Consider the following 20,750-nt stretch of genomic DNA (forward strand, 5'->3'; position numbering starts at 1 on the left):
CTTTCCACCATGTATGTCTATGACGCCATTGACCAGAAGCTCGTCGACGAACGCGTCGTGCAGTTCGCCGACCAGACCCGCCGCTTCCTGAGCGGCCAGCTCACCGAGGATGAGTTCCGCGTGCTGCGGCTGCAGAACGGCCTCTATATCCAGCGCCATGCACCCATGCTGCGCGTGGCGATTCCCTACGGCATGCTGGCGTCGCGGCAATTGCGCAAGCTCGCGGAGATCGCGCGCCGCTGGGATCGTGGCTACGGGCATTTCAGCACGCGCCAGAACCTGCAGTTCAACTGGCCGCGGCTTGAGGATGCTCCGGCCATTCTCGCGGAGCTGGCCACGGTGCAGATGCACGCCATCCAGACCAGCGGCAACTGCATCCGCAATACCACCACCGACCACTTTGCCGGCATTGCGCCCGATGAACTGGTGAACCCGCTGGTGTGGTGCGAGATCGTCAGGCAATGGTCGATGCTGCATCCCGAGTTCGCCTTCCTGCCGCGCAAGTTCAAGATTGCCATCAGTGGCGCGCAGACGGACCGGGCCGCGGTCGGCGTCCATGACATCGGGCTGCAGGCCGTTGAACAGGACGGCCAGGCCGGCTTCAAGGTCTGGGTCGGTGGCGGCATGGGCCGCACGCCGATGGTGGGCAAGCTGATCAACCCCTTCGTCCCCTGGCAGGACCTGCTGACCTACCTGCAGGCCACGCTGCGCGTCTACAACCTGCACGGCCGCCGCGACAACAAGTACAAGGCGCGCATCAAGATCCTGGTGAAGGACCTGACCCCGGAAGTGTTCCGTGCGCAGGTGGACGAGCAGTGGCAACGCATCCGCGGGGGCCCGGACACCGTGTCTGAAGGCTTTGTCGCGTCCATCGCCGAGCGCTTCACGATCCCGCCGTATGAACCCGCGGCCGCCGACGAGCCGGACGAGTCAGCCGAACTGGCGAAGACCGACCGCGCCTTCCGCCTCTGGCTGAAAAGCAATGTGCATCGGCACCGGGTGCCTGGCTACGCTGCCGTCACGGCATCGCTGAAAGCCGCGGGCCAGGCGCCCGGCGACATCACTGCCGAGCAGATGGAAATCATGGCCGACCTGGCCGAGCGCCACGGCTTCGGCGAGCTGCGCGTGTCGCATGAGCAGAACCTGATCCTTGCCGATGTCCGCCGCAGCGGCCTGCATGCCTTGTGGCAGGAGTTGGACGCCGCCGGGCTGGCCACGCCGAACGTGGGCCTGATCACCAACATCATCGCCTGCCCCGGGGGCGACTTCTGCTCGCTGGCCAATGCAGTCTCGATCCCTCTTGCGCAGGCCATCCAGGAGCGCTTCGACGACCTCGACCACGTGCACGACATCGGCGAACTGGACCTGAACATCTCCGGCTGCATCAACTCCTGCGGCCACCACCATATCGGCCACATCGGCATCCTCGGCGTCGACAAGGCCGGCGAAGCCTGGTACCAGATCACCATCGGCGGCCGGCAGAACGGCGGCGACGGCCAGCGCCGCCCGGATGGCGTCGCGGCCAGCGGCGCAGCCATCGGTCGCATCATCGGGCCGTCCTTTGCCCAGGAGCAGGTTCCGGATGTGGTGGAACGACTGATCGAGACCTATTTGTTGCATCGGGACAGCGAAGCCGAACGCTTTGTCGACGTGGTTGGCCGAATCGGCATCGAACCATTCCAGCGCGCTGTGTACCCGGACCCTGACAGCGGCGCGCGGCGAGCTCGCCAGGAGGCGGTGAATGCCTGACCATGACCATTGCGCCGGGCAGGACCCGCTCAACGTCATCCGTGACGGACGACTGATCGCGGATAACTGGCTCGCTCACATCGGGGATGCGCAAGACGCCGACAACACCTGCCCCCCCGACGAGCCCGGCTACCTGGTGACACTGGAGAACTGGACCGCCCACCGCCAGCGGTATCGGCTGCGGCAGTATCCGCTCGCGGTCTACCTGTCGCCGGATGCGGAGCCTCAGACCCTGCTGGAACCCGGTGCCACGGCCGTTGATCCGACAGGCATCGCGATGATTGCCATCGATTTCCCGGTCTACACGGATGGTCGTGGCTATTCGATCGCACAGCTGCTCCGGCACCAGCTAGGCTGGACCGGAGAGCTGCGCGCCGTGGGTGACGTGATGATCGACACCGTGCACTACCTGGCGCGTTGCGGTTTCAACAGCTTTGCGCTCAAGCCCGGGCACGACCCGGCAGCGGCGCTGCGCGCGCTGGCCACGTTCTCGTCGTCGTACCAGCGCAGCTATGGCCCGGCAAGCCGATAGCAAGCGCTGCCTGGCGCCGATACGAAAGATGCCCGCCCAGCCCTGCGCAAAGCCTGATAGCTTGTGGTCCGCTATCGCCGAACTCTCGGGCGAGCAGCTGCATACGATTATCGATATCGCACACCGCTCACCGCAGGCGACGACAGATATGGCTTCGTTCAGGGCTCGCATTCTCGGCGTCTTCGGAAACGTCGCCGGTTTTGAAATCACACCGCCTTCGGAATCCATTCTGCAAAAGCTCTGGGAAAGGTATCGCTCCACACTCTCCTCGTTCTAGCTGCGCGGATCATTCGAAAGATCGGCCCGGCCTGGGGCGATGCCGAGCGCTCAAAAGTTGGCTTCGATGGCCATCCTGGCGCCCTCCGGCACCTCGTTCGGTATGACGCGGTGCGCAAGAATCGCGTAGCTCCGGGCAGCCGCCACTGCGGTGGGATTCACCAGCCGCTTCGGGCCTCCCAACCACGCAAAATGATCTCTGCCGTCGTCACTGCTGAACCAGGCGAAGTCGCCGATGGCGTCCAGGCCGCGCTTCACCATCTTCAGCAGCGCGAGCGCTTCCTCTGAAACCCCCCGGTGCCGCCCTGTGTCATGAATGACCGTGGCCAGATTGCGGAGCTTGTTGGTCGAGGTGCCCTCGCCATTTTCCTGGTCAGGTAACAGCTCGACGACCAGAATCCCCCTGTGCGCGGTGATGCGTGCATGCTGCATAGTTCCTCCCAACGGATGGCTGTCGCCTTACGACCTTACGCATTGACCAAGCAAGTTCTTGGCCAGGCCGTGCCAAAAGTGCAGATTACAGCCCGCTTATGACACTGCGCCTCTCATTGGCTTCGGGAGCGGCAGTTGAGCGCCGGCGCCGGTGCGGCGCCAATAGTCCGGTGTCGGTACCGACCCGGCACTTCCCGTGGACTGTTGGACCGCAGGCGACTCGCGAGGCCCAATCGCACCTGCACAACCCGCCACTCCCATGGCAAGGCGCTGCCCTATCCTTGCAATTGGAGGCTCCGCGCGGCAATCCTGCCGTCGGGCATGGGAATAAGCTGTTAGTCAATCCAGGCGGGAGGGCGGCATGCGCGCGTTGGTCTTCTGCTCTGTGCAGTTCCTGTTGGCGGTGACGTGGACCCTCTATGTGGCCTTCCTGCCGCAGCTGGCCGCGCAGGCCGGCATCGCGCGCGGGCACGTCGCCTTGATCCTGCTGATGGATCAGGTGATCTTTGTCGCCATGGACTTCACGGTGGGCATCGCGGCCGACCGTGTCGCCAACGCAATGCGCAGGCTGGGAGGCTGGATGCTGGGGCTGTCGGTCATCTCCGCACTGGCGTTCCTGTTGCTGCCCCGGGTAACTTCACCGGCGCTGCTGCTGGGCCTGACCGCGCTCTGGGCGGCCACCTCTTCGGCGTTGCGGGCGCCGCCCATGGTGATCATTGCCCGGCGACTGCCTGCGACCGCGTCGTCGTTCCTGGTGGGATGCTCGCTGCTCGGCGTCGGCCTTGCCGGAGCCGTGGCGCCGCTGCTGACCGCCCGGCTGCACGATGCGTCGCCCATGCTGCCGTTCCTGGCCGCCAGCGCGGGGCTGGTGGTAGCCGTGGCCGCGCTGCGATGGATGGAATCTGGGCCGGCGCACCACGATGCCGACGCCGTGCCCGCGCCGGCAGCCGGCGTTGCGCTCAAGCGCGTCTGGCTGCTCTTTGCCGCGGTCTGGGTGCTTGCGCTCGGCTTCCAGATCCACACCACCGTCAACTCCGCGCCGGCCTACCTGCGTTTTGTCACGGCTGCCGGGCTGGAGCGCGTGACGCCGGTATTCTGGATCGGCTTCGCGCTGGGCGCGCTGCTGCCCGCGACGTCGTTGCTGCGGCGCTATCCGCCCTATACGCTGCTGCTGACCGCTGCGGCCCTTGGCGCGCTGTCGTTGTTCGGATTCACCGTTGCGGGCTCGCTCCAGGCCATCCTCGCCGTGCAATGTCTTGCCGGCGGCCTGTGGGGAATCATGTTCGCCGCGACGGCCAATGCGGCGCTCGACGCCGGTCACGTCGGCCGCGAAGGGATGTACACCGGGCTCGTATTTGCCGCTTTGGCTGTTGCCGCGTTCATGCGCATTGCCTTGGTTGCATCGGGCGCCAGCAAGACCGCCGTGCTGGCAAGCCTGCTGCCATGGCTGCCTGCCGTGGCCTGGAGTGCCGGTGCCTTGCTGCTGGCGGCTTTCCTGTCAGGAAACCTGACCTACCTGATGGCGCGCAGACAGGTGCTACGCCAGCAGGTCGATTCCGGTTAGCGGGGCGTTCCCTTTCCTGGTCCGCTGATTACCTACCTGGAGAATTCGAATGAAGATCGCTAGCGCAATTTCCGCTCCGGTAGCCGGGGCGCTGATATGCCTGTGCATCAGCAATGCACACGCCGTCGGTATGCAGGTGTCGTCCACTTCGTACGCCGAGGGAGCCACGATCGCCTCGCAGTATGCGCATGATGGCATTGGCGGCGACCAAAAGCCCTGCGGTGGCAAGGGCGTGTCGCCGCAGGTCTCGTGGTCGAAGCTTCCCGCTGGCGCGAAGTCTGTCGCCATCCTGATGTATGACATGGACGGCGTCGCCGGTCTCGGGGTCTCGCATTGGGTCGCCTACAACATTGCCGCGAATCGCGGCCAGTTGAAGGAAGGCGAAGGCAAGGCGGACGGGCCTGGCATCACGGTCGGCAAGAACGTGCGTGGCGAGGCGGCGTACCGCGGTCCCTGCGCGCCAACCGGCGAGACGCCCCACCATTACGTCATCACGGTCATCGCGACGGATCTGGAGCCGAACCTGCCTGCGGGCATGACGCGCGACGAACTGATGGCTGCGCTCAAGGGGCATGCCCTGGAGGCACAGAGCTTTGTCGGACGGTTTGGGCGTTGAAGGGCGCGGCGCTTTCTCTTGATCTATATCAGACCTGCTCGGAAATTGGAGACTACTGTCCTACTTAAGGCTGGTTGAAATCAATCGGCCTTCGAATAAGCCCTGTACTTGCCCGTTTCCAAGGAGCGCCCCATGTCCAACCAACTTGCCATATGGCATGCCGAGCACCTCAATTTCTCTCGTCTGCTCGACCTCCTGGAAGAGCAGGTAAGCGTATTCCACCAGGGAGGGCGACCGAACTATGAACTGATGGGTACTATCGTTTATTACATGAGGAATTTTGGCGATATCGTCCATCATCCTCGCGAGGACGTTGCCTATGCACGCCTCGTTGAGCGAGACCCCGGCATGCAGGTTGTGGTTAACCGGCTGCAGCAAGAGCATCGCGTGATTGCCACGGTAGGCGAAGAGCTCGTAAGCCGCCTCCACGAAGCGGAGGGAGACGCTATAAGTTCGCGAGCGGCTCTGGAGGCAGCCGCAGCCATGTACCTTGTGTACTACCGTAATCATCTCTCTACTGAGGAGAGACAGGCAATGCCGCGCGCTGCCCAGTTGCTGACACAAGAGGACTGGGCAGCTATTGCCGACGCGGCTCCCGAAAGCGCTGATCCTCTGTTCGGGGAAGATGTACAAGCGCGCTTCGCGACGCTACGCAAGCAGATCGCGGGTGAGGCGAGCGTATCCGGGCAGGAATAGATAAACTGAAGTTCAGCACATCCCCCCGGAATCTCCCTCCTGGCCGAAAACCGGACGCGCCTACGCAACCGAGCCTGATCCGCAACGTTCCGCACATCGATAGCCGCTGCCCCGCCCGCATCCATCAGCCTGCGCATGTTCGAGCCACGCAGCAGCAATGCTGCGACTAATCAGAAAACAACTCGACGAACTGGTAGCGCAGCCACTGATTCGCCGGATCGCGATGATACCGGGCATGCCAGAACAGGTTGATCTGGATTTCCGGCAAGGCGAACGGATGTTTGACGTACCTGAGCCCGAAGTACTTGGCGCATCGCTCCGCAAACGTCCAGGTCACCGTGGCAACCAGGTCGGTGGTGGCAATGATGTCCGCCAGCGCAACGAAATGGGGGACACGCAGCCGGATCTTCCGCTGCACGCCGTGCTGGGCGAGGATCTCGTCGACCCGGGCATGCCCCGTCCCCGCCGCCGTGACCACGATGTGCTCCGCCGCTTCGAAGTCGCGCATGCTGACCGTCTTCTTGTCCATGGCATGACCGGGCCGGAACAGGCAAACGTATCGCTGGCGAAAAAGCCGTCGTTGAAAGAACGCAGTGCCGAGTTCAGGAAGATGGCCAACCGCCAGGTCGATCTTTCCCTGGCTCATCTCCGCCGCCAGGTCCACTGCCGTATTGCGCACGGTCGTCAGCGTGACGCCCGGGGCGCGATCGCCGAGCGCGCCCATTAACGGCGGGATGAAGTGCACCTCGCCGATATCCGTCATGGCGATCCGGAATGCGCGCACGCTGCGCAACGGATCGAACGACACCTTGTGGCTGAGCGCCGCCTGCAGCGACTCCAGCGCATAGACAACCGGTTCCGCCAATTCCTCTGCAAGGGGTGTCGGCAGCATGCCCTTGCTGCTTCGCACAAACAGCGGGTCACCGAACAAGGTGCGCAAGCGGGCCAGCGCATTGCTGACCGCAGGCTGGCTGAGATTCAGGGTCTTCGCAGCGCCGGAAACGGTGCCCTGCCGCAGCAGGTTATCGAACACGACCAGCAGGTTCAGATCGACGTCCTTGAGCTCCATCGTGCCGTCTCTTATTGATTTGGTGAATATTAACTATAGCCAGGATTCTATTGGTTAATTTTCCTCCGTGCACCATGATCCTTCCCATACGAAGAGACATAGCCGGAGACAAGCATGGCAATCGACTCCCCGCAAGCCGGCCCGGTGTGGGCCGACGACAGCATCAGCCGCATCCCGTTCCGCGTCTATACGGATGCGCAGCTATACCAGCGTGAACTCGAACGCTGCTTCTACCGCGGTCATTGGAACTACGTCGGACTCGAGGCGGAGATCCCGAATCCCGGTGACTTCAAGCGCACCACGCTTGGCGAGCGTTCCGTGATCCTGGTGCGCGACCAGGACGGCGAGATCAACGTCGTCGAAAACGTGTGCGCCCATCGCGGCATGAAGTTCTGTCGGGAGCGCAGCGGCAACCGGAAGGACTTCCATTGCCCCTACCACCAGTGGAACTATGACCTGAAGGGCAACCTGCAAGGCGTGCCCCTGCGTCGCGGGGTCAAGCAGGACGGCAAGGTCAACGGCGGCATGCCCGCCGACTTCAGGCCGCAGGAGCACGGGCTCACGCAACTGAAGGTGGCGACGCGTGGTGGTGTCGTGTTTGCCTCGTTCGACCATGAGGTTCCTTCACTCGAGGCATACCTCGGGCCGGACATCCTCGGCTACTTCGACCGGCTCTTCAATGGCCGCAAGCTGAAGGTCCTCGGGTACAACAAGCAGCGCATTCCGGGCAACTGGAAGCTCATGCAGGAGAACATCAAGGACCCCTACCACCCCGGCCTGCTGCATACCTGGTTTGTCACGTTCGGCCTCTGGCGCGCGGACAACAAGGCACGCCTGGTGATGGACCCGCAATTCCGGCATGCCGCGATGGTGTCGACCCGCGGCCAGGGCGGCAAGAGCGACGTGACCTCCGGTGTGTCCAGCTTCAAGGACCAGATGGCGCTGCACGACGACCGCATTCTCGACATCGTCCACGAACCGTGGTGGGGAGAGCCGACCGCCGTGATGATGACGGTGTTCCCGAGCGTGATCTTCCAGCAGCAGGTCAACTCGGTGTCCACGCGCCATATCCAGCCCCATGGCCCGGATTCCTTCGATTTCGTCTGGACGCATTTCGGCTTCGACGACGACACCGAGGAAATGACGCGGCGCCGCCTGCGCCAGGCCAATCTCTTCGGCCCCGCCGGCTTCGTGTCGGCCGACGACGGCGAGGCCATCGAATGCTCGCAGGAAGGCTTCTCCCAGAAGCCCTGGCATCGCGTGATCGCCGAACTGGGCGGCAAGACCGCCGAGAACACCGACCACATGGTGACCGAGACCCTGATCCGCGGCATGTACGCCTATTGGCGCAAGGTGATGGAGGTCTGACGCCATGAACTTCACTGACTACTACGCCCTGCTCTCCCTGTTCGCCGAATACACCAGCGCCGTGGACAACGGCGACTGGGACCGCTGGCCGGAATTCTTCACCGAGGATTGCCTCTACCGGGTCCAGCCCCGCGAGAACCACGAGCGTGGCTTGCCGCTGGCAACGCTCTCGCTCGAAAGCAAGGGGATGCTCAAGGACCGCATCTACGGTATTCGCGAGACCCTGTTCCACGATCCCTACTACCAGCGCCACATCGTCGGCGCGCCACTGATCAGAGAGACCGACGGCGACAGGATCGTGGCCGAGACCAACTACGCGGTGCTGCGCACCAAGCCGGACCAGATGACCGACGTCTACAACGTTGGCCGCTACCTCGACACCATCGTCCGGACGCCGGCGGGCTTGCGCTTCGCCTCGCGCATCTGCGTATTCGATAGCGAGATGATTCCCAACTCGCTGATCTACCCAATCTAGTCTCTATCAGGAGTCATTCATGACCGAAACCTGGATCGAGGCAGCGCTGCTGTCCAACGTCCCGCAGGACGATGTCATCGCCGTGGGCGTGCAAGGCCAGGAGATCGCCTTGTACGGCGTGGACGGCGACGTCTACGCGACCGACAACATCTGCACGCATGGCCATGCGCGCCTGTGCGAAGGCTTCCTGGAGGGACATGAGATCGAGTGCCCGCTCCACCAGGGCAGGTTCGATATCCGCAACGGCGCTGCGAAGTGCGCCCCGCTGACCGAGAACATTCGTACCTACCCGGTGCGGATCGACGGCGACAAGGTGTACCTCGACCTCGGCTGAGAGGTCGCGTCGCCAACCAGAGGAGACAGGCATGAAATCCGAGCGCTCAGACACCGCGACTGCCATATCGCCAACCGCCACCATCGCCATCATCGGCGCCGGACAGGCTGGCGGCTGGGCCGCCCAGACGCTGCGCAACGAGGGCTTCACCGGTCGGCTCGTGCTGATCGGCGACGAGGCCCATCCACCGCATGAGCGGCCGCCCTTGTCCAAGGCCGTGCTGGCCGGCGAGGCCGCGCCCGCCAGCACGTGGCTGCTCAAGCCCGAGGCGTTCGCAGCGCTCGGGCTGGAGTGGTGGCTGGACACGCGAGTCACCCGCATAGACCGGGCCGCGAAGCGCCTGGAGATAGCCAATGGAGAGATGCTGTCTTACGACAAGCTGATCCTGTGCACCGGCGGCAGGGCCCGCGCACTCAGCCTCCCGGGCGTTGACACGGGCGCCGTGCATACATTGCGCACGATTGGCGATGCCCTGGCCCTGGCGCCGGCGTTGCGACCCGAGCGCAGCATCGTGGTGATCGGCGGCGGCTGGATCGGCCTCGAAGTCGCCGCCACGGCGCGCCGGAAAGGTGCCGAGGTAACCGTGCTCGAAGCCCAGAGCCGGCTGTGCGAGCGCACCGTGCCGCCGGAAGTCTCGGAACACCTGCTCGGGCTGCATGCCTCGCATGGCACCCGTGTCATGCTTGGCGCCAACATCACCGGCATCGCCCCCGGTACCGGCGGCCGGTCCATCGTGACGCTGGACGATGGCAGCACGCTGGCTTGCCACGCCATCGTTGCAGGTGTCGGTCTCGTGCCGAACGACGAGCTTGCCCGGGAAGCCGGGTTGGAGTGCGACGGCGGTGTGGTCGTCGACGCAAGCTGCCGCACGTCCGACCCCGACATCTTCGCCGCGGGCGACGTCGCGGTCACGCCCAACCCTTGGGCCGGCCGGCGCCTGCGGCTGGAATCCTGGCAGAACGCCCAGGAACAGGGCATTGCCGCCGCGCGCGCGGCGCTCGGTCTCGCGGTCGACTATCAGCCGCTGCCCTGGTTCTGGTCAGACCAGTACGGCATGAACCTGCAGATCCATGGCATCCCCCTTCCCTCGCACCGCGTGGTGGCACGTGGCACCCCCGGCGCGGACAGCTTCGTGCTGTTCTACCTCGACGGCGATGTGGTCAAGGCCGCGCTCGGGTCCAACGCCGCGCGCGACTTGCGCTTCGCGCGCCGCCACATAGAACAGTGCAAGCCGGTCGATGCCAGCCGCCTTGCCGACCCGAACGTGCCGATGTCAAAGCAGTAAGCCCAACCATAAGAACAGACAGACCGGAGACAAGCCCCCATGCAGCAAATCGACATCCACAAGCTGGCCGACGCCGCCCGCTTCAACCGCTTCCATGCGCTCGTGCTGTTCTGGTGCGCACTCATCATCATCTTCGACGGCTATGACCTCGCGGTCGTGGGTATCGCGCTGCCTTCGATCATGAAGGACCTCGGCGTCGCCCCGACCCAGGCGGGGCTCATGGTCAGTTCCGCGCTGTTCGGCATGGTATTTGGCGCGATCTTCCTCGGCACCATGGCAGACAGGATCGGCCGCCGCTGGACGATCGCGATATGCGTCGCCCTGTTCAGCGTCTTCACCGCCGCGGCCGGATTGGTCAAGGACCCGCTGCTGTTCAGCCTGGCCCGCTTCCTGGCCGGGCTCGGCATCGGCGGCGTCATGCCGAATGTGGTCGCGCAAATGACCGAGTACGCGCCGAAGAAGATCCGGGCGACCCTGGTCACCGTGATGTTCAGCGGCTATGCCGTGGGCGGGATCCTGGCGGCGCTCCTCGGCAAGAGCCTGATCGAGGCCTACGGCTGGCAGTCGGTCTTCCTGGCGGCCGGCCTGCCCGTGCTCCTCATTCCTGTCATTCTCAGGTCGCTGCCCGAATCGATGCCGTTCCTGCTGGCCAGGGGCGACGACGAAGCGTTGCGGCGCATCGTCTCCAGGCTTGCACCGGACCAACGGTGGTCGGCCACCGACCGCTTCGCCGTGCCGGCGCAGGACAAGGCCGCCAGCGCGCCGATCCGGCACCTGTTCCACGAGGGCCGTGGCTTCAGCACCATCATGTTCTGGATCGCGTTCTTCATGTGCCTGTTCATGGTGTACGCGCTCAGTTCATGGCTGACCAGGCTGATGGCGGGCGCCGGCTACAGCCTGGGTTCCGCGCTGACGTTCGTGCTGGTCCTCAACCTCGGCGCGATGATCGGCGCCGTGGGTGGCGGCTGGCTCGCCGACCGATACCACATCAAGTACGTGCTCGCCGCCATGTACGCGCTGGCCGCGGTCTCGATCACGCTGCTCGGATTCAGGATGCCGACTGAGCTGCTATTCGTCGTGGTGGGCCTGGCCGGTGCGTCGACGATCGGCACGCAGATCGTCGCCAATGCCTACACCGGGCAGTTCTACCCGACCGCCATCCGTTCCACCGGCCTTGGATGGGCCCTGGGCATCGGGCGCAGCGGGGCGATCCTCGCGCCAATCGTCATCGGGGTACTCGTCGCCATGGAACTCCCGCTGCAGCAGAACTTCATCGCGATCGCCATTCCGGCCGTGATTGGCATGGGCGCGGTCCTGCTGATCGATCACAGGCGCTCGGCATCGGCCCACTACGACGACGTGAGCGCCGGGCTGCCCGCGTCGCCGGTCAGCCTGTCCATCGCGGACCGGAACTGATTCCCCAGGCCGGCGCGGCCCGGCGGGCAGACGCTCCGGGGGACATACATGGGCACGGCTAGAATATATCCATGGGAACCACGTCGGAATCACTTTCAGGCCCCGACCCCGGTTCAGTCAGACTCGAAGAGGTTGTCACGATGAAGGCACGAGCCTCGATCATTGCATTCGTATTGGTGACCCTGGCCACCCCGATGGCGCACGCGAGCGTGGCCGAGGACGGGCGCGGGTTCAAGAACGGCGTCAAGTCCGCTGGCAAGCAGGCCGGGCATGCGGTGCGCGACGGCGCGCATGCCATTGGCCGCGGCGCAAAGGCGGCCGGCCATGCGATTGCCGATACGACCAAACAGGGCTATCACGCGACCAAGAAGGCCGTGAGGGGTCACGAGTAAGAACTTGTTCTACGGAGCCGGATCCTGCTGCGGTCCCTTACTCCCTGCCCCCCTTAGGCCGACTGGGATGGCATCCGCGGCACGAAGCAGCTGCGCTCGATCTCGCCACCCCGGGCCACCAGGGTGGTCGCCTCGGGAATCTCCTCCCATACCCCCTGCACCTCGATCAGCGGCTCGGACAGTACCAGGAAGGCATTGTCGCCGGCGGCGATGATGCGCGGATCGTCCGGGTAAAGCGCGCGCAATTGCCGGAACGAGGTGCTGTGGAACAGCGAGCGCGAGGCCGCCTCGCTCGAATAGCGCACCGCCACGATCTGCTGGCCGTCGGTCACGCAAACGGTCATGTTGAGCGGAAACTGCACGTCGTAGCGGTGCCCAACGTTCTCGATCAGGCCGGCCATCTGTTCCAGCGCGCCGCCCGGGTCGCGCTCCAGGCCGAAACTCAGGGCCAGGAAGAACATCACCTCGGAATCGGTCGATCCCTCGATCCAGCGGAACAGGTGCGGCGCCACGGCCATCATCAGGTCGCGACGCAACAGGGGGTATTCGCGGATCAGGCCGTTGTGAACGAACAGCCAGCGGCCGAAGCGGAATGGATGGCAGTTGGTCTCCTGCGTCGGGGTGCCGGTGGCTGCGCGCACGTGGGCAACGAAAAGTGGCGCCCTCACCGCCCGCGCGGTCTCGCGCAGGTTGGTGTCGCTCCAGGCCGGGTGCAGGCAGCGGTAGCGGAATGGCACTTCCGAGTGACGTCCATACCACCCGACGCCGAACCCGTCCCCATTGGTCGTGGTATGACCCAGCCGCGAATTCAGGCTCTGGTCGATCAGCGAGTGTTCCGGCTGGAACAGCACCGTTTCCAGCGCAACGGACTTGCCCGAGTAAGCCAGCCAGCGGCACATGATGCTCCTCCTTGACCGGTGCGGCCCGGTGGCTTCCGGCCCACACTTCCAGTTGTAGGACGGCAACGCGCGAACGCAAAGCACGCGCAGGCTGTGACGCACCGGCTACCCTCAACCCTGCGCCAGCCCCACCGGGATACGGCGAGTTGGCGCTGCGAAGCAGCAATGGCTGTAGAATACGCGTCCTCCCCGATTCCAATGGTCACGGCGTCCGATATCGGCCCGCGCCGCACCGGTACCCTCACGAGCCTTGACAGCAGGCCCGATAGCGCACGCACAGCGTGCGCGCTGCTGTCGAAACGCGATTCACGAAGGAAACAGTAGTAAATGACAAGCGGCGCACAACGAACGGCAGCTAAAACACGAGAAGCAGGCGTAGTCAAGGACCTTGGCCAGACCAGCGCAGGGTCAACGGCGCAGCCTGATCCATCGACGGAAGCTGCCGCGCGTAGCCAGCAGTTGCGCGCCCTGATCCAGCTGGGCAGGCAGCGCGGCTACCTGACCCACGCAGATATCAGCGACCATCTGCCGGAGAACTTCACGGACACGGCGGCGATGGAGAGCATCGTCAGCACGTTCGCCGAGATGGGCGTGAAGATCTATGAGCAGACGCCGGATGCCGAGACGCTGCTCCTGAGCGATGGCCCGGCGGTGGCCTCGGACGACCAGGCCGATGAGGAGGCCGAGGTAGCGCTTGCGACCGTGGACTCCGAGTTCGGCCGGACCACCGACCCTGTGCGCATGTACATGCGCGAAATGAGCTCGGCAACGCTGCTCACGCGCAAGCAGGAAGTCGAGATCGCCAAGCGCATCGAAGACGGCCTGAACAATATGGTCCATGCCATCTCGGCGTGCCCGTTCACCATCGCCGCGATTCTCGAGCTGTCGGGCAAGGTCGCCAGCAATGAAATCAGCATCGACGACCTGGTCGATGGCCTGAGCGACGAGAGTATTGCCGAAGCAACCGTGGCGGCGGCAGCTGACGAGACGGACGACAGCGTCGATAGTGCCGACGAGGCCGATGACGATTCCGAAGACACCGACGACGAAGGGTCGACCCAACAAAGCAACGAAAAAGCCCTCGCCCAGCTGCGCGACGAATGCCTGAAGCGGTTCGCGCGCGTCACCGGGCAATTCGAGCTGATGTGCCAGGAAAGCGCCGCAAATGGCGCGGGCTCGGAAGCCTTCCTGTCCGCAAGGGATGCGGTGCGCGAAGAATTGCGCACGATCCGCTTTACCGCGAAAACCATCGAGCGCCTGTGCGCCAACGTCCAGGCCATGGTCGACGAGGTGCGCACGGTCGAGCGCCAGGTAGTCCAGCTGCTGGTCGAGCGCTGCGGGATGGAGCGTGAGGAGGTCATTGCCCGCTTCCCCGGCAATGAAACCAACCTGGCCTGGGGGCAGGAGCTTGTCGCCCAGTCCCGTCCGTACAGCGCGGCGGTCGCGCGGGCCCTGCCGGACCTTGAAGCACACCAGCAAAAGCTGATCGACATCCAGGCCCGGGCGGCGCTGTCGCTGCCCGACCTGAAGGGCGTCAACCGCAAGATGCTGGCTGCCGAGCGCCAGATGCGCCAGGCCAAGCATGAGATGACGCAGGCCAACCTGCGGCTGGTGATCTCGATTGCCAAGAAGTACACGAACCGCGGGATGCTGTTCCTGGATCTGATCCAGGAAGGCAACATCGGCCTGATGAAGGCGGTCGACAAGTTCGAATACCGCCGCGGCTGGAAATTCTCCACCTACGCGACGTGGTGGGTGCGCCAGGCCGTCACGCGGGCGATCGCCGACCAGGCCCGCACCATCCGCGTCCCGGTGCACATGATCGAGCAGATCAACAAGCTCAATCGCCTGTCGCGCGAGATCATGCAGCAGACCGGCAAGGAACCCGATCCGGCGGTGCTGGCCGAGCGCCTGGACATGACCGAAGACAAGGTTCGCTCGATCATGAAGATCGCGAAAGAGCCGGTCTCGATGGAAACCCCGGTTGGTGAGGATGGCGATACCAGCCTGGGCGACATGATTGCCGACTCGGACACGGCCACGCCCGCCGACGCCGCATTGCAGGCGGGCCTGCGTGCCGTCGTGCGGGAAATGCTCGATGAGCTCACGCCGCGCGAAGCCAAGGTGCTGCGGATGCGCTTTGGCATCGATATGTCCACCGACTACACGCTGGAAGAAGTCGGCAAACAGTTCGATGTCACGCGCGAGCGGATCCGCCAGATTGAAAGCAAGGCGATGAAGAAGCTGAGGCATCCCAGCCGGGCAGATCAGCTGATCACCTACCTGCGTGACGCCTGATACTTGCCGGCAACAGCAGCCTGGCCGACTGACACAGAGCAGACAGGAACTTTCGGATGACTGACTCGAACCTATCTTTCTTCGGCAGGGTCTCGCTTGCCACGGGCACCTTCTTCGCCATCCTTGGCAACCGCGAACTCGCAGCCGGCGTCAGGCGCCTGCGTGACGGTGAGGGATTCGCCCCGGCGCCGGCGCCTGTATCGGCACCCGCACCCGCCCCGGTGGCGGAAGCTGCCGCACCCGTGCTGAAGGAAGCCAGCCCGGTGGCGGCGCTGCAGTTGCTGGGACTGCTCCAGCGCGACGCACGCTTCATCGACTTCGTCGAGGAAGACATCGCGCGCTATTCCGACACGGAGATCGGTGCCGCCGCCCGCCTGGTGCACGATGGCTGCCGCGGGGTGCTGCGCGAGCATTTCACCATCCGGCCGGTGCGCGAGGAAGCCGAGGGCAGCCGCGTCACGCTGGCCGACGGCTTCGATGCCACCGCCATCCGCCTGACCGGCAACGTGATAGGCAGCGCGCCGTTCCATGGCAGCATCAGCCACCGCGGCTGGAAGGTCGAGGAAGTCCGCCTGCCGCGCGTGGCCGAACGCCATGACGCCACCGTGATTGCCCCCGCCGAGGTGGAGCTTTGATGAGCGAAGCACGCTATGCCATCGGCATCGACCTGGGCACCACCCATAGCGCGGTCTCCTACGTCGACCTGGCCGCCAGCGATGGCGAGAAGACCAGCCAGCGCGTCCTGCCCATCACGCAGCTGACCGCGCCGGGGGCCATCGAAGACCTGGACCTGCTGCCCTCCTTCCTGTACCTGCCGCACGCCAGCGAACTCGCCCCGGGCGACCTGGCGCTGCCGTGGAACGCCGAGCGCGACTTCGCCGTGGGCGAGCTGGCGCGCAGCCGCGGCGCGGCCACGCCGATCCGCCTGGTATCGAGCGCGAAGAGCTGGCTTTGCCATCCCGGCGTCGATCGCCGCTCGCCGGTCCTGCCCAACGACGCACCGCCCGAGGTGACGCGCGTGTCGCCGCTGGAGGCTTCCGTGCGCTATCTCACGCATCTGCGTGAAGCCTGGGACCAGGCCCACCCCGAAGCGCCGTTTGGCGAGCAGGACGTCACCGTGACGATTCCCGCATCGTTCGACCCCGCCGCTCGGGAGCTGACGGCCGAGGCGGCCGCCGCGGCCGGGTATGCCCGCATGACCCTGCTCGAGGAACCCCAGGCCGCGCTCTATAGCTGGATCCAGAAAAGCGGCGGCCAATGGCGCAAGCAGGTAAAGGTCGGGGACATCATCCTCGTCGTCGATGTGGGTGGCGGCACCACCGACCTTTCGCTGATCGCCGTGATCGAGCGCGAAGGCAACCTTGAGCTGCATCGTATTGCGGTCGGCGACCATATCCTGCTCGGCGGCGACAATATGGACCTGGCGCTGGCCCATGTGGTGGCGCGCAAGCTGGCGGCCCAGGGCACGCAGGCCGATCCGTGGCAACTGCGCGCGCTGACCTATGCCTGCCGCGCGGCCAAGGAAACGCTGCTCACCGATCCGGATACCGATACCGTGCCGCTGGTCGTGCCTAGCCGTGGCTCCAAGCTGATCGGCGGCTCGATCCGCACGGACCTGACCCGCGCTGAGCTGACCCAGACCATCCTGGAAGGCTTCTTCCCGCAAGTCGAGGCCTCGGCCCGCCCGGTGAGCCGGGCACGCGCCGGCCTGACGCAGCTTGGCCTGCCCTATGCGCAGGATGCAGCCATCACCCGGCACCTGGCCGCATTCCTGGGCCGGCAGGTGGCGGCGCTGGCCGAAATCGAAGGCTTGCAAGGCGCACAGCCGGAAGGCGCGACCTTCCTCCACCCGACCGCCGTCCTGTTCAATGGCGGCGTGTTCAAGTCCGGCCTGCTGGCGGACCGCATCCTGCAGACGCTCAACGGCTGGCTCGCCGCGGAAGGCGCGGCCCCTGCCCGCCTGCTTGACGGCGCGGAGCTGGACCTGGCCGTGGCACGCGGCGCCGCCTATTACGGCTACGTGCGGCGCGGCAAGGGGGTGCGGATTCGTGGCGGCACCGCGCGCGCCTACTATATCGCCGTGGAATCGTCGATGCCCGCCGTGCCTGGCTTCGAACCGCCGATCCAGGCCCTGTGCGTGGCGCCGTTCGGCATGGAGGAAGGCACCGAGGCCGCGCTGCCGCCGCAGGAATTCGGCCTGGTGGTGGGCGAACCCGTGCACTTCCGCTTCTTTGGCTCGTCGGTGCGCCGCCAGGACCAGGTCGGCACCCTGCTGGACTACTGGGGGCCGGAGGAACTGCAGGAGCTGGAAGAAATCCAGGCGACCCTGCCAGCCGAAGGCCGCACCGCAGGCGAAGTGGTACCGGTCAGGCTGCATGCGCGCGTGACCGAAGCCGGCACCCTGGAACTCGAAGCCGTGCCCAGCGGCAGCGGCGAGCGCTGGAAGGTCGAGTTCGACGTGCGCGGCAGCGCCGATGCCTGAGCAAGCGGCCGGGCCGACGACGAAGCAGTACGTCGTCGGCATCGACCTCGGCACCAGCAACACCGTCGTCGCCTACGCGAAGGCCGGATCCGACGATATCCGCGTCTTCGATATCGACCAGCTGGTCAGCCCGGGCGAGGTCGCGGCCCGTCCCTTGCTGCCCTCGGTGCGCTACCATGCGGCACCGGGCGAGCTCAGCGGCGACGACCTGCAATTGCCCTGGCAATCCGCCGCCAGCGCCGCCGCGCGCCGGACCGTGTTCGGCCGCCTGGCGGCCACGCTCGGCGCGCAAGTGCCCGGCAGGCTCGTAGCCAGCGCAAAAAGCTGGCTGTCGCATGCTTCGGTCGACCGCACCGCGGCCATCCTGCCATGGGGCGGGGATGACGATCTCGACAAGATCTCGCCGGTGGTCGCCAGCGCCAGCTACCTGGGCTACGTGTGCGCGGCGTGGAACCACCGTTTTCCCGATGCCCGGCTCGAGGACCAGGACGTGGTCCTCACCGTGCCCGCCTCGTTCGACGAAGGCGCGCGTGCGCTGACGCTGGAGGCGGCGCGCCTGGCCGGGCTGCCCGCGCTGCGCCTGCTCGAAGAGCCCCAAGCCGCGCTCTACGACTGGCTGTTCCATCATCGCCAGAGCCTGGACACCGACCTGGCGCAAACCCGCCTGGTGCTGATCTGCGACGTGGGCGGCGGCACCACTGATCTCACCCTGATCCGGGTGGACATGCAGGACGGGCAGCCGCAGCTGACCCGCATCGGCGTGGGCAACCACCTGATGCTCGGCGGCGACAACATGGATCTTGGGCTGGCGCATCTGGTCGAGGCGCGCCTCGGGGCCGGAGGGGCCGCGCAGTCGCGGCTGTCGGCGGCAGGCCTGTCGCAGCTGGTCGCGCGCTGCCGCGCCGCCAAGGAACAGCTGCTCGGCGCGCAGGCGCCGGACTCGGTCGCGGTGACGCTGCTGGGCGCGGGCGCCAGGCTGATCGGCGGCGCACGCTCGGTGGAAGTGACGCGGCAGGAGGTCGAACAGCTTGTCGTCGACGGCTTCTTCCCCAAGGTGCCGGCCAGCGAAAGGCCGGGGCGCGCACGGGGCGCGATTGTCGAGTTCGGCCTGCCGTATGCGTCCGACCCGGCCGTTACCCGGCACGTTGCGGCGTTCCTGAGCCAGCACGCTGCGCAGTCGCGGGCGGCACTGGACGCACCACGGGCGCCGGCCGATGCCTTGCCCATGCCCGACACCCTGCTCCTCAACGGCGGCGTATTCCGGGCGCAGGCGCTGGCCGGCCGCATCGCCGACACGCTGGGCACGTGGCGCGGCGCGCCGCTGCAGGTCCTGCACAACGACAATCCCGACGTAGCCGTGGCTCGGGGCGCGGTCGCGTATGCCCGGGCACGTGCCGGGCAGGCCCCGCGCATCGGCGGTGGCTCGCCGCGCAGCTACTTTCTGGTTCTCGATGATGGCGCGTCGGGGCAGCAAGGGATCTGTCTGCTGCAGCGCGGCACTGAGGAAGGCCACGAGATCCACCTCAGCGACCGTACCTTCGCCTTGCGGCTCGGCCATCCGGTGCAATTCCACCTGGTGTCCTCCGTCGCCGACACGGCCTATCAGCCCGGTCAACTGACCGATCTGTCGACGGGCGACTTCGTCCGCCTGCCGCCGATCGCCACCGTCGTGCCGCCGCGCGGCGCCAGCGGCCCGCGGGAAACGCCGGTGCAGATCACCACCTCGCTGACCGAGGTCGGCACGCTCGAGGTCCACTGCATCAACATTGCGGATGCCTCGCAGCGTTGGCGCCTTGAATTCCAGTTGCGTGGCAACGACACCCGGTCGGCGGCACCGGCGCCCGATACGGCACACCCGTTCCTGCCCCAGGCCCTGGAGGCGATCGACCGCACCTTTGGCGCGCGCTCGCAGGACGTTGGCCCCAAGGAAGTCAAGCGGCTGCGTGCGCAACTGGAACAGCTGCTGGGTGCGCGCGAGCAATGGGACAGCGCCCTGCTGCGCGAGCTGTTCGGCGCATTCTGGGAGCGCGCCCGGCGCAGGCGGCGCACTGCCGACCATGAACGCCTGTGGCTGAACCTGGCCGGCTATTGCGTGCGCCCGGGGTTCGGCTACCCGCTCGACGAATGGCGCGTGGAGCAACTCTGGTCGCAGTACGACCAGGGCATCCAGTACGTCAACGAAAGCCAGAACTGGTCGGAGTGGTGGACGCTGTGGCGGCGCGCGGCAGGCGGGCTGGATGAAAGCGCGCAACTGCGCCTGCTGGAAGACATGGCCTTTTACCTGCAGCCACCCGGCAGCACCCGCTACAGGAAGCCCGCCGGGCCAGCCAGGGCCGGCTATGCCGATATGGTGCGCCTTGCCGGTTCGCTGGAGCGCATTCCCGCCGACGCCAAGATCGAACTGGCCGAATGGCTGCTGGCCCGGCTGCGCAAGCCATCCGAAAACAGCCAGGGCTGGTGGGCCGTGGGCCGCATCGGCGCGCGCCGGCCGTTCTATGGCAGCGCGCACAGCGTCGTGCCGGCCGGGACCGCCGCCCAATGGGTGGACGCGATCCTGGCCCTCGACTGGAAAAAGGTCGAGCCGGCCGCGTTCGCCGCCGTGCAGATCGCGCGCATGACCGGCGATCGCAGCCGGGACCTGCCTGACGAGATCCGGGCAACCGTGGTGCGCCGGCTGGAAGCCGCCAACGCGCCGCCAAGCTGGATTGCCATGGTGCGCGAAGTGGTGGAACTCAATACCGCAGACGAGGGACGGGTGTTTGGGGAGGCGCTGCCCCCCGGCCTCAAGCTGATTGCGGGGTAGGAGACCCAATCGGGTTGGGGCCGGGGCGCTCTGATCGCGAAGAGATTGGCAGGCGCCTCTCTTA

The 20,750-nt window shown here is 65.9% G+C and carries 19 protein-coding genes; 16 read left to right on the forward strand and 3 right to left on the reverse strand.

Going from position 1 to position 20,750, the window contains the following annotated elements; genetic code table 11:
• Window positions 1-9 precede the first annotated feature (9 nt).
• From ACW4E8_RS04660 to ACW4E8_RS04670, 3 genes are read left to right on the forward strand one after another with little or no spacing between them, the layout of a single operon-like run.
• Window positions 10-1,749, forward strand: coding sequence for a nitrite/sulfite reductase (locus ACW4E8_RS04660; protein WP_456803440.1), 1,740 nt, complete (start codon window positions 10-12; stop codon window positions 1,747-1,749).
• Window positions 1,742-2,281 (forward strand): DUF934 domain-containing protein, encoded by a 540-nt coding sequence (locus ACW4E8_RS04665; RefSeq protein WP_456803441.1) that lies wholly within the window; start codon window positions 1,742-1,744, stop codon window positions 2,279-2,281. Before ACW4E8_RS04660 ends, ACW4E8_RS04665 begins: the two co-directional genes overlap by 8 nt.
• A 28-nt stretch (window positions 2,282-2,309) precedes the next feature.
• Window positions 2,310-2,558, forward strand: coding sequence for a hypothetical protein (locus tag ACW4E8_RS04670; RefSeq protein ID WP_456803442.1), 249 nt, complete (start codon window positions 2,310-2,312; stop codon window positions 2,556-2,558).
• A gap of 50 nt (window positions 2,559-2,608) precedes the next feature.
• Here ACW4E8_RS04670 and ACW4E8_RS04675 read toward each other — a convergent pair whose 3' ends face one another.
• Complete coding sequence (locus ACW4E8_RS04675) at window positions 2,609-2,989, reverse strand: hypothetical protein (protein WP_456803443.1); 381 nt, start codon at window positions 2,987-2,989, stop codon at window positions 2,609-2,611.
• Window positions 2,990-3,350: 361 nt separating this feature from the next.
• Between ACW4E8_RS04675 and ACW4E8_RS04680 the strand changes: the two genes are divergently transcribed.
• The 3 genes from ACW4E8_RS04680 to ACW4E8_RS04690 all read left to right on the forward strand — a co-directional run bounded on the left by ACW4E8_RS04680 (window position 3,351) and on the right by ACW4E8_RS04690 (window position 5,865).
• Window positions 3,351-4,553: an MFS transporter gene (locus tag ACW4E8_RS04680; protein ID WP_456803444.1), complete on the forward strand. Its 1,203-nt coding sequence runs from the start codon at window positions 3,351-3,353 to the stop codon at window positions 4,551-4,553.
• 49 nt (window positions 4,554-4,602) lie between these two features.
• Window positions 4,603-5,169, forward strand: coding sequence for a YbhB/YbcL family Raf kinase inhibitor-like protein (locus ACW4E8_RS04685; RefSeq protein WP_456803445.1), 567 nt, complete (start codon window positions 4,603-4,605; stop codon window positions 5,167-5,169).
• 132 nt (window positions 5,170-5,301) lie between these two features.
• On the forward strand, window positions 5,302-5,865 hold the full coding sequence (locus ACW4E8_RS04690) for a hemerythrin domain-containing protein (RefSeq protein WP_456803446.1): 564 nt from the start codon (window positions 5,302-5,304) through the stop codon (window positions 5,863-5,865).
• A 166-nt stretch (window positions 5,866-6,031) separates the two neighbouring features.
• Here ACW4E8_RS04690 and ACW4E8_RS04695 read toward each other — a convergent pair whose 3' ends face one another.
• A complete protein-coding gene (locus ACW4E8_RS04695; RefSeq protein ID WP_456803447.1) occupies window positions 6,032-6,934 on the reverse strand; it encodes a LysR family transcriptional regulator in 903 nt (300 codons plus the stop codon).
• Between the two features lie 114 nt (window positions 6,935-7,048).
• On the opposite strand from ACW4E8_RS04695, the gene ACW4E8_RS04700 reads away from it, so the two are divergent.
• The 6 genes from ACW4E8_RS04700 (at window position 7,049) to ACW4E8_RS04725 (ending at window position 12,204) form a co-directional block, all read left to right on the forward strand.
• The gene (locus ACW4E8_RS04700; protein ID WP_456803448.1) at window positions 7,049-8,302 is read left to right on the forward strand and encodes an aromatic ring-hydroxylating dioxygenase subunit alpha; all 1,254 of its coding nucleotides are present in this window, start codon (window positions 7,049-7,051) and stop codon (window positions 8,300-8,302) included.
• Between the two features lie 4 nt (window positions 8,303-8,306).
• Window positions 8,307-8,777 carry an aromatic-ring-hydroxylating dioxygenase subunit beta gene (locus ACW4E8_RS04705; protein ID WP_456803449.1) on the forward strand — a complete coding sequence of 157 codons (471 nt, stop codon included), beginning with the start codon at window positions 8,307-8,309 and terminating at the stop codon, window positions 8,775-8,777.
• Between the two features lie 19 nt (window positions 8,778-8,796).
• Window positions 8,797-9,111, forward strand: coding sequence for a non-heme iron oxygenase ferredoxin subunit (locus tag ACW4E8_RS04710; RefSeq protein WP_456803450.1), 315 nt, complete (start codon window positions 8,797-8,799; stop codon window positions 9,109-9,111).
• Between the two features lie 31 nt (window positions 9,112-9,142).
• The gene (locus tag ACW4E8_RS04715) at window positions 9,143-10,396 is read left to right on the forward strand and encodes an NAD(P)/FAD-dependent oxidoreductase (RefSeq protein WP_456803451.1); all 1,254 of its coding nucleotides are present in this window, start codon (window positions 9,143-9,145) and stop codon (window positions 10,394-10,396) included.
• A 39-nt stretch (window positions 10,397-10,435) separates the two neighbouring features.
• On the forward strand, window positions 10,436-11,812 hold the full coding sequence (locus ACW4E8_RS04720; protein ID WP_456803452.1) for an MFS transporter: 1,377 nt from the start codon (window positions 10,436-10,438) through the stop codon (window positions 11,810-11,812).
• A 140-nt stretch (window positions 11,813-11,952) separates the two neighbouring features.
• Window positions 11,953-12,204, forward strand: coding sequence for a hypothetical protein (locus ACW4E8_RS04725; RefSeq protein ID WP_456803777.1), 252 nt, complete (start codon window positions 11,953-11,955; stop codon window positions 12,202-12,204).
• 53 nt (window positions 12,205-12,257) lie between these two features.
• Here ACW4E8_RS04725 and ACW4E8_RS04730 read toward each other — a convergent pair whose 3' ends face one another.
• Complete coding sequence (locus tag ACW4E8_RS04730) at window positions 12,258-13,103, reverse strand: class II glutamine amidotransferase (RefSeq protein WP_456803453.1); 846 nt, start codon at window positions 13,101-13,103, stop codon at window positions 12,258-12,260.
• Between the two features lie 327 nt (window positions 13,104-13,430).
• Between ACW4E8_RS04730 and rpoD the strand changes: the two genes are divergently transcribed.
• From rpoD to ACW4E8_RS04750, 4 genes are read left to right on the forward strand one after another with little or no spacing between them, the layout of a single operon-like run.
• Entirely contained in the window at window positions 13,431-15,401 is a 1,971-nt protein-coding gene (rpoD, locus tag ACW4E8_RS04735) for an RNA polymerase sigma factor RpoD (protein ID WP_456803454.1), read from the forward strand.
• Between the two features lie 56 nt (window positions 15,402-15,457).
• The gene (locus ACW4E8_RS04740) at window positions 15,458-16,036 is read left to right on the forward strand and encodes a DUF2760 domain-containing protein (RefSeq protein ID WP_456803455.1); all 579 of its coding nucleotides are present in this window, start codon (window positions 15,458-15,460) and stop codon (window positions 16,034-16,036) included.
• Window positions 16,036-17,883, forward strand: coding sequence for an Hsp70 family protein (locus ACW4E8_RS04745; RefSeq protein ID WP_456803456.1), 1,848 nt, complete (start codon window positions 16,036-16,038; stop codon window positions 17,881-17,883). Before ACW4E8_RS04740 ends, ACW4E8_RS04745 begins: the two co-directional genes overlap by 1 nt.
• Window positions 17,876-20,686, forward strand: coding sequence for an Hsp70 family protein (locus ACW4E8_RS04750; RefSeq protein ID WP_456803457.1), 2,811 nt, complete (start codon window positions 17,876-17,878; stop codon window positions 20,684-20,686). The genes ACW4E8_RS04745 and ACW4E8_RS04750 overlap by 8 nt, the downstream gene beginning before the upstream one ends.
• Window positions 20,687-20,750 lie beyond the last annotated feature (64 nt).

Source organism: Cupriavidus sp. CP313, assembly GCF_054072015.1.

Coding starts and splice junctions, on each gene's coding strand:
- ACW4E8_RS04660 (WP_456803440.1), top strand. CDS start 10: ATGTATGTCTATGACGCCATTGACCAGAAGCTCGTCGACGAACGCGTC.
- ACW4E8_RS04665 (WP_456803441.1), top strand. CDS start 1,742: ATGCCTGACCATGACCATTGCGCCGGGCAGGACCCGCTCAACGTCATC.
- ACW4E8_RS04670 (WP_456803442.1), top strand. CDS start 2,310: ATGCCCGCCCAGCCCTGCGCAAAGCCTGATAGCTTGTGGTCCGCTATC.
- ACW4E8_RS04675 (WP_456803443.1), bottom strand. CDS start 2,989: ATGCAGCATGCACGCATCACCGCGCACAGGGGGATTCTGGTCGTCGAG.
- ACW4E8_RS04680 (WP_456803444.1), top strand. CDS start 3,351: ATGCGCGCGTTGGTCTTCTGCTCTGTGCAGTTCCTGTTGGCGGTGACG.
- ACW4E8_RS04685 (WP_456803445.1), top strand. CDS start 4,603: ATGAAGATCGCTAGCGCAATTTCCGCTCCGGTAGCCGGGGCGCTGATA.
- ACW4E8_RS04690 (WP_456803446.1), top strand. CDS start 5,302: ATGTCCAACCAACTTGCCATATGGCATGCCGAGCACCTCAATTTCTCT.
- ACW4E8_RS04695 (WP_456803447.1), bottom strand. CDS start 6,934: ATGGAGCTCAAGGACGTCGATCTGAACCTGCTGGTCGTGTTCGATAAC.
- ACW4E8_RS04700 (WP_456803448.1), top strand. CDS start 7,049: ATGGCAATCGACTCCCCGCAAGCCGGCCCGGTGTGGGCCGACGACAGC.
- ACW4E8_RS04705 (WP_456803449.1), top strand. CDS start 8,307: ATGAACTTCACTGACTACTACGCCCTGCTCTCCCTGTTCGCCGAATAC.
- ACW4E8_RS04710 (WP_456803450.1), top strand. CDS start 8,797: ATGACCGAAACCTGGATCGAGGCAGCGCTGCTGTCCAACGTCCCGCAG.
- ACW4E8_RS04715 (WP_456803451.1), top strand. CDS start 9,143: ATGAAATCCGAGCGCTCAGACACCGCGACTGCCATATCGCCAACCGCC.
- ACW4E8_RS04720 (WP_456803452.1), top strand. CDS start 10,436: ATGCAGCAAATCGACATCCACAAGCTGGCCGACGCCGCCCGCTTCAAC.
- ACW4E8_RS04725 (WP_456803777.1), top strand. CDS start 11,953: ATGAAGGCACGAGCCTCGATCATTGCATTCGTATTGGTGACCCTGGCC.
- ACW4E8_RS04730 (WP_456803453.1), bottom strand. CDS start 13,103: ATGTGCCGCTGGCTGGCTTACTCGGGCAAGTCCGTTGCGCTGGAAACG.
- rpoD (WP_456803454.1), top strand. CDS start 13,431: ATGACAAGCGGCGCACAACGAACGGCAGCTAAAACACGAGAAGCAGGC.
- ACW4E8_RS04740 (WP_456803455.1), top strand. CDS start 15,458: ATGACTGACTCGAACCTATCTTTCTTCGGCAGGGTCTCGCTTGCCACG.
- ACW4E8_RS04745 (WP_456803456.1), top strand. CDS start 16,036: ATGAGCGAAGCACGCTATGCCATCGGCATCGACCTGGGCACCACCCAT.
- ACW4E8_RS04750 (WP_456803457.1), top strand. CDS start 17,876: ATGCCTGAGCAAGCGGCCGGGCCGACGACGAAGCAGTACGTCGTCGGC.